10 protein-coding genes are annotated in these 10,000 nt (G+C 71.4%); 1 reads left to right on the forward strand and 9 read right to left on the reverse strand.

Features of this window, described 5'->3' with window-relative positions; translation table 11 throughout:
- Positions 1-266 (reverse strand): helix-turn-helix domain-containing protein (locus IZR01_RS53875; RefSeq protein WP_194927408.1); only part of this gene is annotated, 266 nt, incomplete at its 3' end.
- Positions 267-358: 92 nt separating this feature from the next.
- On the opposite strand from IZR01_RS53875, the gene IZR01_RS45060 reads away from it, so the two are divergent.
- On the forward strand, positions 359-2,239 hold the full coding sequence (locus tag IZR01_RS45060) for a CDGSH iron-sulfur domain-containing protein (RefSeq protein WP_194927409.1): 1,881 nt from the start codon (positions 359-361) through the stop codon (positions 2,237-2,239).
- A 60-nt stretch (positions 2,240-2,299) separates the two neighbouring features.
- On the opposite strand, the gene IZR01_RS45065 is transcribed toward IZR01_RS45060, so the two are convergent.
- The 8 genes from IZR01_RS45065 to IZR01_RS45100 form a co-directional block, all read right to left on the reverse strand.
- A complete protein-coding gene (locus IZR01_RS45065) occupies positions 2,300-2,542 on the reverse strand; it encodes a ferredoxin (RefSeq protein ID WP_194927410.1) in 243 nt (80 codons plus the stop codon).
- 1 nt (position 2,543) lies between these two features.
- On the reverse strand, positions 2,544-3,833 hold the full coding sequence (locus IZR01_RS45070; RefSeq protein ID WP_194927411.1) for an NADH-ubiquinone oxidoreductase-F iron-sulfur binding region domain-containing protein: 1,290 nt from the start codon (positions 3,831-3,833) through the stop codon (positions 2,544-2,546).
- The gene (locus IZR01_RS45075) at positions 3,830-4,915 is read right to left on the reverse strand and encodes a ferric reductase-like transmembrane domain-containing protein (RefSeq protein WP_194927412.1); all 1,086 of its coding nucleotides are present in this window, start codon (positions 4,913-4,915) and stop codon (positions 3,830-3,832) included. Before IZR01_RS45075 ends, IZR01_RS45070 begins: the two co-directional genes overlap by 4 nt.
- Positions 4,912-6,018 carry an FAD:protein FMN transferase gene (locus IZR01_RS45080; RefSeq protein WP_194927413.1) on the reverse strand — a complete coding sequence of 369 codons (1,107 nt, stop codon included), beginning with the start codon at positions 6,016-6,018 and terminating at the stop codon, positions 4,912-4,914. The genes IZR01_RS45075 and IZR01_RS45080 overlap by 4 nt, the downstream gene beginning before the upstream one ends.
- 5 nt (positions 6,019-6,023) lie before the next feature.
- Positions 6,024-6,335: a hypothetical protein gene (locus IZR01_RS45085; RefSeq protein ID WP_194927414.1), complete on the reverse strand. Its 312-nt coding sequence runs from the start codon at positions 6,333-6,335 to the stop codon at positions 6,024-6,026.
- A gap of 200 nt (positions 6,336-6,535) precedes the next feature.
- Positions 6,536-7,192, reverse strand: coding sequence for a hypothetical protein (locus IZR01_RS45090; RefSeq protein WP_194927415.1), 657 nt, complete (start codon positions 7,190-7,192; stop codon positions 6,536-6,538).
- 113 nt (positions 7,193-7,305) lie between these two features.
- Positions 7,306-8,874, reverse strand: a complete 1,569-nt coding sequence (locus IZR01_RS45095; RefSeq protein ID WP_194927416.1) for a HAMP domain-containing sensor histidine kinase — start codon at positions 8,872-8,874, stop codon at positions 7,306-7,308.
- Positions 8,875-8,878: 4 nt separating this feature from the next.
- The gene (locus IZR01_RS45100; protein ID WP_323746680.1) at positions 8,879-9,700 is read right to left on the reverse strand and encodes a response regulator transcription factor; all 822 of its coding nucleotides are present in this window, start codon (positions 9,698-9,700) and stop codon (positions 8,879-8,881) included.
- Positions 9,701-10,000 lie beyond the last annotated feature (300 nt).

Here is a 10,000-nt window from a genome sequence, read left to right on the forward strand (position 1 = left end):
GTGGTGGGTTGGGTGTCGAGCGGGGTTTGTTCGACGTTGGCGACGGCGGCCGCGGCCAGGGCTGCTTTGCTGGGCCAGCGGCGGTAGAGCGCCTGGCGGGTGGTGCCGGCTTCCAGTGCCACCGCGGCGATCGACATGCCCTCGTAGCCGAGTACCGCGAGTTGGCGCTTGGCGGCGGTCAGGATGCGGGCGTCGATGGCGTTGTCGCGGGACCTCCCCTGGCCCGTCGGACGGGCTCCGACCTGTGGCGTTCTGTTCCGGTGCACTCCTGGATTGTATCGATGCAATACAACCCTGTACCGTATCGATGAAGGCGATGGCCACGGGGAAGTCGCCGTCACGAAGGGGCTGCAAACACATGATCAATAGTGATGACGCCGATCCAGCAGCTCTGTTGAAGCTGCTCGCGGACGTCCGTCAGGTCCAGCGCCACATCACCGACGCCCTGTCTGGCACCGACGCCCACGCCCACGCCGATAGCGCGGACGCGAACGCCGCCGAACCGGAACCTGAACCGGAGCCCGAACCCGAGCTGCTTCGCAGTGCCCTGATCCAGCTGGCCAACTCGGTGATCAGGCCGCTGACTCTCCTCGCGCCGGCCGGCACTGACGTCGGCACCGATGCCGACATCGCACCCACCGAAGCGACGCCCGACGAGCACCGGCCCATCGACGCCGAAATCTGGCGCCTGGCCCAAGCCGCCACCGACCTGCGCGCCACCACCGGAGCACCGGCCCAGCTGATCGAAGCCACCGCCGCGCTTCAAGACCTGACCTGTCGCCTGGCCTCCAGCCCGGAGGAGGCCGCGGCGCGAATCAGACAACTGACGGAGCTCCAGTCCAACCTCCCGACCACCATCCAAGCCGCCGCCGACGGCCCCTACCTCGTCACCAACGCCGACACCATCACCACCTGGCTCGGCGAACCGCTCCCGGTCCGTCCCCAGCTGGCCCTGTGCCGCTGCGGCGCCTCGGCGACCAAACCGATCTGCGACGGCACCCACGCGACCAACGGCTTCACCGGCGCCAAGAGTCCGACCCGGGTCGCCGACCGTCGCGACACGTACGCCGGCCAGCAGGTCACCGTCTACGACAACCGCGGCATCTGCGCGCATTCGGGTCTGTGCACCGACCGGCTCCCGACCGTGTTCCGCCAGGGTCAGGAGCCGTTCGTCGCACCGAGCGGCGGCCGCATGGACGAGATCGTCCGCGCCGTCCGTGCCTGCCCGTCCGGCGCCCTCAGCTTCGCGATCGAGGCTCGCGAAGCCCGGGAGCAGGTGGACCAGGACCGGCCGCCGGCCATCGAGGTCTCCAAAGACGGCCCCTACCGCGTGACCGGCGCGATCCCGCTCATCGGCCCGGACGGCGAACCGGAGCCCCGGGCTGAGGGGTCCTCGACCGAGCACTACAGCCTGTGCCGCTGCGGGCAGTCCCAGAACAAGCCGTTCTGCAGCGGCATGCACTGGTACGTCGACTTCCAGGACCCGCCCGCACCCTCGGAGCCCACGCTCTTCCAGTGGTGCGGAGGCCTGCCGGCGCTGACCCGGATGACGCGCCTCTTCTACGAGAAGTACGCGCCCAAGGACCCGCTGCTCGCCCCGGTCTTCGCGAACATGTCCCCGGACCACCCGGAACGCGTGGCGGCCTGGCTCGGCGAGACGTTCGGCGGCCCGGCCCGCTACACCGAGGACTACGGCGGCTACGACCGCATGGTCAGCCAGCACATGGGCCGCGGGCTCACCGAGGAGCAGCGCGCCCGTTGGGCGCAGCTCATCGTGCGGTCGGCCGGGGAGGCCGGGCTGCCCAGCGATCCGGAGTTCCGGGCGGCGTTCGTCTCCTACATCGAGTGGGGATCACGCATCGCCCTGGAGAACTCCCAGCCGGGCGCGCACCCGCCGATGCACATGCCGGTCCCCCGCTGGTGGTGGGTCTGCAACGCCACTCCCGACGCGAGAGTCTCCGCCCTGGCCGTCCAGACCGAACCGGAAGGACCCGTCATGACCCTGCCCACCGACAACGAACCGATCAGCTTCGACAACCACATCAAGACCCTGTTCCGCCCGATGGACCACCAGTCGATGAAGTTCGTCTTCGACCTGTGGTCCCACGATGACGTCAGCCGGCACGCCGACGCCATCCTCGCCCGGCTCCGGCAAGGATCAATGCCCTGTGACGGCGCGTGGCCGAAGGAGCGGACCGACGCCTTCGAGCGCTGGATTCAGGCCGGCAAGCCCGCGTAGCGCCCACGAAGGCCGTGGCGGCGATGTGATGGGTCGCCGCCACGGCCTCAGCTCTGGCGACTACTTCCGCTCCCGGTCCCGATCCCGATCGCCGGTCACGATCCGCAGCGCCAGCACCGGGCAGACCTTCACTGCGTGCTCGGCGTGGCGAAGCAGATGGTCTGGGATGGGAAGCGGATTGAGCACTGGATAGTTCCAGGGATCGCGCGTGATCATCTCGGGGAACGCCTCGATGCACAACGCGTGGCCCTCGCACTTGATCGGATCCACCCGCAAGGTGCGGTCGCGCTGCCGTCTGGGCATGTCACACCTCCGCCGGGATTCGGCCGCCGGTCCGTGCCGAGGCCCGCTCCGGCGTCGGCACCGGGAGGATCGGGGCGCGCCGAAGCCCTTGGCAGGGACCACGTTGAGCGTGCGTCCGGACGTCGGCCGCGAACTCTGTCAGGGCACTGTTGATGAGGCGCACGGCACCGTCCGGATGCCGGCAAGCGCCGCGACCGGTGACATACGGCGACAACGCGGTGATGGTCCCGGACGGCTTGCGGCCGCCGCGATGCGCCAGAGCGGTCAAGGCCTCGGCGAGCGCCGGCAGGCCGTTCAGACATGGCCCGCACTGGTTGGCGCTCTGTTCAGCCAGGTATTGCGCGATCCTCGCGGTCTCGGCCAGGCCGCAGGACGTCGCGGGCAGCGCCAGGAAGATCCCGGCGCCCATCGCGGCGCCCGCGGCCTGAAGTCCGCGCGGGGTGATCGCCGATGCCGCGAAACGGTCGGCACGCAGCCAGGCGCCGAAGTAGCCACCGGCGAGAACTGCTTGCAGGGGCTCGGAAGGGCCGCCGGCGACCGCCAGCAGATCGGCACCTGTCAGACCGAGTTCGACCTCGTACACACCCGGCGCGGCGACGGCTCCGCCGAGGGTGACCAGCGCGGTGCCAGGAGCGTCCGACGTACCTGCGGAACGGAACCAGTCGGCGCCGTGCCGCACCGTCAATGCGAGCTGCGCCAACGTCTCGACGTTGTCGACCAACGTCGGCCGGCCCCGGACGCCGCGCTCGAAGGGCCGGGGCGGCGTGGAAAGTGGTAGCGCGGGGCCGCCGTTGAGCAGGTGCACGAGTGAGCTCTCCTCGCTGGCGACGTAGCGGTTCGGGACCTCGGTCACGGTCATCTCGACGTCCGGCAGTCCGGCGGCCCGTCGCTCCGTCTGGGCGCGTTGCAGAGTTCTGAGAACCTCGTCCTGTCCTTCGTGCACACACAGATACGCGTGATCGGCACCGACTGCCCGCGCGCCGAGCGTGATCCCGTCCAGAATCAGATGCGGCGCCTTCATGAGCATGCTGCGATCCTTGGCACTCGCCGGCTCGCCCTCGCACCCGTTCGCGATCAGGACCGCTCCCGATCGGCGCGCGTTCCCCGCGACCGTCCGCAGTTTCCGCCCGGTCGGGAACGCCGCTCCCCCGCGCCCGGTCAGGCCGGACCGCTCGACGATGTCGATGATGTGCGCGGCGTCGGTGGCCGGCAGCGGACCGTGGCATCGGACGTGCGTCGCGAGATCGGCGTACGCAGCTCCGGTCGCCGTCAGGCGCGGCCCGGCGCTCATGACGCGCTCGCTGACAGCGACCCGCTCATCGCGGTTCCGGACAGGGAGAGGTCGAGGCTGAGCGTGATGCGACTGCCGGCGCTGTTTGTCACAGTCGCTTGAATACTGGTGCCGTTCAGCGAGGACACCTGCCCGGTGTACTGCTGCGGACTCGATGCGGGGCCGAAGGAAACCTGGCTGCTGGTCATCTGCACTCCTCCTCCGGAGGCCGCGGGTCCGCTGATGACGACCTGGAACACGACCGGATCGGTGCCCTGGCCGTTGAGTGTGACGGTGCTCGTGCCGGAGTTGGACGAGGCGGTACTGGTGGTCCCGGAAACGTTCGTGGAGAAGGGAAGCGTCGGCAGTTTTGAGGCCTGGGCCGAAGTCCCGGACCCGGACGCCGGGGCCTGCACCCGGGCCAGCAGCACGGCCGGCGTGCCGGACCGGGAAGCCCAGCCGGGGCGAAGCGGACCGGTGAGCGTCCAGACCAGGCCGACGATCACGACGACCGCCGCAGTAACCCCGGCAACGACCCGGGCGACGGCGTGCTCGGGCCAGCCGGACACCAGCCGCCACCCACCGGCCAGGATCACGGCGGCCACGCAGGCGATCGTCACGCCGAGGACGAACGGCTCTCTGGCGTCCGAGCCCGTCCCCAGGCTGTGGATGACCGCTGAGGGCCAGCAGGCGTAGGCGGCCCAGTGGACCAGACGCCATAGTCGGGCACTGATTCGGGTGCGCAGCAGGCTGGTGATCGTGACCGCGATCAAGAGGTCGAACGCGACCGTGCCGAAGCCGAGCCACAGCGGCCGGTACGACGAGGCGAACGGCACGATCACCGACAGCCAGCCGACCGGCGCGTAGCTGTCGAGGACCGCGGTGAGGATGTGCAACGCGAGGAAGGCCAGTACCAGCAACGAGAGGTTGCGGTGCACCCCGAGCGTCACCAGCCGGGGCCACCGCCGCGAGGCGGCGCGCACCTGCACGATGATGCCCAGCACCACGCTGCCGGTGAGCAGGATCAGGGCGATGACGCCGGTGGCCCGCGTCGCGTACCAGAGCCAACTGTTCGAGGCGACCACGTTGGACGCGAGGATCATCCGCCGCCGCCGGGGTCAGCTGTGCCGGTCACGTCGGCTGTGCCGGTCACGTCAGCCACGCCGGCCGCACCCGTCACCTCGGCGAACTGTGGCAGGGCACTGATCGCGGGTGCGGCGGCGGTCACCGGGTCGGTCGGCCAGCCGCCGACCGTCACCACGGAGCCGTCCACGTGCACCAGCCGCGCGGGCACCCGCATCCTGGCCAGCCAGTCGGCGGCGGCGTGCCCGCGCACGATCGAGGCGGTGGCCGCGACGTTGGCGTCCAGGCAACTGGCCGAAGCGACCGAGGCGGTGCGCCAGGCCCCGTCGGTGGGGCGGCCGGTGCGGGGGTCGACGATGTGGTGCACCGTGATGCGCTGCGAGGCGGTCTCCTCCGACCAGATCTGCCAGGCCCGGACCGTCGTGCTCGACGTGGCCAGGCCGCCCTCGGTGATGACGACCGTCTGGCCGGGGACCTCCTCGCCGCTGCGGTGGTCGTCGGTCACCCGGACGCGCCAGCCGCCCTCGGGTGCCGGGCCGCAGACGGCGATGTCCCCACTCAGGCTGACCAGGACGCCACAGCCCGCGGCCGCGGCGGCGCGTCCGGCGGCCCGGTCCGCAGCGAGCGCCTTGGCCGTGGCGCCGAAATCCAAGGCGGTCCCGGCCGGGATCCGGACCGTGGACCGCGTCGCGTCCCAGATGACAGCGGTCCAGCGGGCCTCGGCGCGGGCCACCGCCGTTCGCACGGGACCGGCCACGGAACCTGCCGCGGGACCGGTCACCAGATCGGCGAAGTCCACGTCGTAGCCGAGTGCTCGGACGGACGCACCGCACAACGGGTCAACGTCCCCGTCGGTGATCCGGGCCGCCCAGAGTGCGGCGGCCAGGGCTTCGGCGAACAGCGCGCCGACCTCGACGGGCTGCCCCGCGTCGGCGTTCACCCGCGAGAGGTCGGAATCGTCACGGAACCGGCTGCACGCCTTGTCGATCGCGGCGACTTCGGCGCGAACGGCCTCGGCCGCGTGCTCGATGGCCTCGGGGTCGGTGGTGCGGACGACCGCGAGGCCGCCGAGCGCCGCGAACTCGGCGCGGCCGACTCGCGCCGCTGTCGGGCCGGGCTCCATGGCGGTCAGGACCCGCCGGACGTGACGTGGCTACCGCCGCCGGATCCTTGCTGCGGCACTGTGTTGGGGCTTTGGATTCCGCCGCTGTTGCCAGAGTTCGATGATCCGTTGTCGCCCGAGGTGTTCGAGCCGCCCGAGGAACCGGAGGTGCCGCCGAGGTTGAGGTGCGGCAGATGGCTCGGCAGCAGGTGCGCGAAGCCGGCCCCGAGCGCCACCGCCCCGAGCGCGGCGAAGCCGCCGATCCGCCAGGTGGTGTGGCTGACCTTGCTGACCGCCCGGTCGCGGGCGGCGACGGCGTCGCGCGTTCTGGCATCCATCGGCTGGGCTCCCATTCGGACGCTGTCCGCCGTCGGGCCGTCCCGCCGCGCGGTGAGGATCATGCCAATCAGTACGCCACCAGACTTACCCGGCACACATGAGAAACAGGTTCGGAAGTTCTTCAGAGAAAGTAAAGATCTTCAGCCGGGTCATCAGCCGCAGCTCAGGAGGACGCCGGGGAAGACAGTCGCGAGCCGGCTCACCGCCAGGAGGATGACAAGTGCGCGGCCGCCACGGCGAACACCAGGCCGCCGGCCAGTCCGGCCACCGTCACCGACCAGCGCAGGGCGCTCCCGCCGACCGCCGTCGCCGCCCCGCGGACTCGGCGCACGCCCGGGACGTCGGAGGCGACCAGGCGCGGGAGCCGCCAGAGGTAGGCCAGGACGTGGAGGGTCATCGCGCCGGCCCAGACGATGAAGAAGCCCTTGTGCAGGAACAGCATCGGCAGCCCGACGACCGTCTCGGACTTGGCGAAGCCCAGCAGGATGCCGGTCACCAGGACCGCGCATGAGGTCAGGACCACGAGGGGGCCCAGCACACGCAGCACGATCATCGGCGGTCCCTTGCGGACGTAGGCCGGCTTGCGGGTGTAGTAGCGCGCGAAACGGTAGAGCACCGAGCAGATCTTCACGCAGACCGGGCCGACCAGCAGGAAGCCGAAGAAGTAGTGCCAGTAGAGCAGGCCCCCGAGTTGCAGGATCGTCACGCCCTCGATGGCGAACAGGACGAGCAGCAGGGTGCCGGTGATGGCGGTGAGGCGTTCGTTGCCTTCGACGCCGGTGTCGTCGGCGGCCTCAGCCGACCCGCCACGGGCGTGGGCGCGGCGTCGGGACTCGGTCGGCACGAACGCGGTCACACAGGTCCTTCCGGCGGTGGCGGGGGCGGTCGGGACACAGCATGGCGCGTCGGTTCTTCAGAAAATGCAAAGGAAACCGCCGCACATATATAAGGTGTCGGCCCCGCGCGCGATCAGCGGTCGGAAGGTCCTGCTGAGGACGCCGCGGGCAGCTCCACGACCACGGTGAGTCCGCCGCCGACGGTGTCCGCCAGTCGGACCTCGCCGCCGTTCGCGGTGACCAGCCGGTCCACGATCGCCAGGCCCAGGCCGCTGCCCGCGCCACTGCTGGCGCCGAAGCGGCGGAAGGCGGACTGCTTGGCCGCGTCGCTCATGCCGGGGCCGTCGTCGATGACGCGCAGGACGACGCGGTCCCGCTCGCGGTCGGCGACGGCGTCGACCCGGACGTGCCCGCCGGTCGGGACGGCGGCCAGGGCGTTGGCGATGACGTTGTCGAGGATCTGCTCCAAGTCGCCGGGAGCCAGCCAGGCCGCCGCGCGGCTCGCGGCGGGGGCGATGAGCTGCTGGCCGTGCTCGCGCGCCACCGGTTCCCAAGCCGAGACGCGCTCCGCGGCGACCTCGGCCACGGGGACGGCCACCCGCCGGGCGACGACGGCTTCGGCACGGGCCACGGCCAGCAGGCCGTCGACGAGGCGGGACAGGCGCTCGATCTCTTCTTGGACGCCGGCCAGTTCGGCGGCGAAGTCGGAGCCGGGCCAGGGGGCGGGGCTTTGACTCGGTGCGGCGACGAAGTCGGAACCCGGCGAGGTCACAGGACTTTGATTCGATGCGGCGGCGAAGTCGGAGCCCGGCGATGTGTCAGGGCTTTGACTCGATGCGGCGGCGACTGCCGACTCCGGATCGACTGCCGCGGCCTGCTGCTCTGCTACGGCCTGCTGCTCTGCCGCCGCCTCAGCGGCCTCCCCGGCCAGCACATCCAACCGCAACCGCAACGCGGTCAGCGGCGTCCGCAGCTGATGCGACACGTCCGCGACCCACCCACGGTGCGCGTGCACCAGCGTCTCCGTCCGCTCCGCCATGCGGTTGAACGTCCGCGCCAGCCGCCGCACCTCCGGCGGCCCGCCCTCGGTCGGCGCCCGGACGTCCAGCGCGCCGTCACCGAGCCGGGCCGCGGTCGTGTCCAGCGCCAACAGCGGGCGGGACACCCAACGCGCCAGCGCGAAAGCCAGCGCCACACCGAGCGCCAGGCAGGCGACCGCGGTCAGGGCCAGCCAGCCCCACATCACGTCGACCCGGTGGTCGAGCGATTCGGCCGAGCGGGCCAGAACCACCGCACCGGAGTCGTCCTCGTCGCCGACCGGGACCGCCGCGCGGAGCCAGTCCCCGGAGCGCGCGGTGATCTCGCTTTTGCCCGACAGCGTTCGGGTCGCTATGGCGATGGCCGCGGAATCCTTGGCGGTGCCACACTTCGTCGCCGTGACGAGCGCGCCGGTGCCGGCGAAGACGCCCACGCAGTCGCCATCCCGTTCGGCGGCGGCGACCGCCTCGTTCATGGCGTCCGGCGGGTGGTGGTCGACCAGGGTCTCCTCGGCGGCCGCGGAGACCTGGCGGGCCGCCGAGATGGTGGCGAAGCGGAACGACTCCTCCTCGCGGGACTGCATCGCCGCGCCGAGCGGCAGGACGGCCGCCACCAGCAGCACGGCGACCAGGGCGGCGAAAGCGAGGGCGATGCGGCGGGTCACCGAGTCAGCCCTCTGAGGCGGCAGGGGACTCAGGCGGCGGGGACCCAGGCGGCGGGGACTCGGGCTCCGAGGATGAGGATGTCGAGGATGAGGATGTCGAGAACCCCGAGGTTGTCGCGGGTGCCGACGATGTCGGTGCGGTGGCGATACGGCCGAGCCGGAACCCGCGTCCGTAGACCGTCTCGACCAGCCCCTCGACCCCGAGCTTGCGGCGCAGGGCCGCGACGTGGACGTCGAGGACCTTGGTCGGGCCGTACCAGTTGGCGTCCCAGGCCCGCTCCAGGAGTTCCTGGCGGGAGACCACGCGGCCGGGGTCGGCGGCCAGGCACTCGAGGATGTCGAACTCCTTGGGCGTGAGCATCACCTCGGCGCCGGCGACGGTGACGCGGCGGGTGCGCGGATCCACGGCGAGCGGGCCGTACTGGTACGTCACCGCGCCGGCCGGGCGCACCCGGCGCAGCACCGCGCGCACCCGGGCCAGGAGTTCGGCCAGGCCGAACGGCTTGACCAGGTAGTCGTCCGCACCCTCGTCCAGGGTGGCGACCCGGTCGCGCTCCTCGCCGCGCGCGGTGACCACGATGATCGCGACATCGCCGCGGCGTCGCAGCCGGCGGCAGACCTCGACGCCGTCCAGGTCCGGCAGCCCCAGGTCGAGCAGCACCACGTCGGCCGGCGGCGCGGCCAGCGCGTCGGCGCCGGTGCTGGCGGTGTCGACCACGTAGCCGGCCCGGGCCAGGCCGCGGACCAGCGACTGGGCGATCCCGGCGTCATCCTCGACGACCAGGATCCGGGCTCGGGCTCCGGCTTCGTTTCCGATCCTGTCCACGGCTCCAACCCTAGACGTCTGACCGGCGAATCCCCGCTGACCACGAGCTCAGCGGCCGAATGAGGCGAAACCGTCAGAGCCCGGCACTACGCAGCGGATCGTAGACACCGGTCATGCGCCGCCGCCCGGCGGCAGTGGAAGCCTAGCGTGCGATGCACGACACGGACCGTCACCATCAACGGACTTACCCGTAGTTGGTGTCGCGGCCATCTTCTCGTAGTGCTTGTTTACCGCCAGAGCATTGACATGGGGGTTCTGATTTCACCAGACTCACGCGGCGACGGCCGTCTTCACCCGCCC

It is taken from the genome of Catenulispora pinisilvae, assembly GCF_015356865.1.
Classification (GTDB): Bacteria; Actinomycetota; Actinomycetes; order Streptomycetales; family Catenulisporaceae; genus Catenulispora; species Catenulispora pinisilvae.

Bases quoted from the DNA above. Each gene is read 5' to 3' on its own strand.
- IZR01_RS45060 (WP_194927409.1), top strand. From the start codon at position 359: ATGATCAATAGTGATGACGCCGATCCAGCAGCTCTGTTGAAGCTGCTC.
- IZR01_RS45065 (WP_194927410.1), bottom strand. From the start codon at position 2,542: ATGCCCAGACGGCAGCGCGACCGCACCTTGCGGGTGGATCCGATCAAG.
- IZR01_RS45070 (WP_194927411.1), bottom strand. From the start codon at position 3,833: ATGAGCGCCGGGCCGCGCCTGACGGCGACCGGAGCTGCGTACGCCGAT.
- IZR01_RS45075 (WP_194927412.1), bottom strand. From the start codon at position 4,915: ATGATCCTCGCGTCCAACGTGGTCGCCTCGAACAGTTGGCTCTGGTAC.
- IZR01_RS45080 (WP_194927413.1), bottom strand. From the start codon at position 6,018: ATGGAGCCCGGCCCGACAGCGGCGCGAGTCGGCCGCGCCGAGTTCGCG.
- IZR01_RS45085 (WP_194927414.1), bottom strand. From the start codon at position 6,335: ATGGATGCCAGAACGCGCGACGCCGTCGCCGCCCGCGACCGGGCGGTC.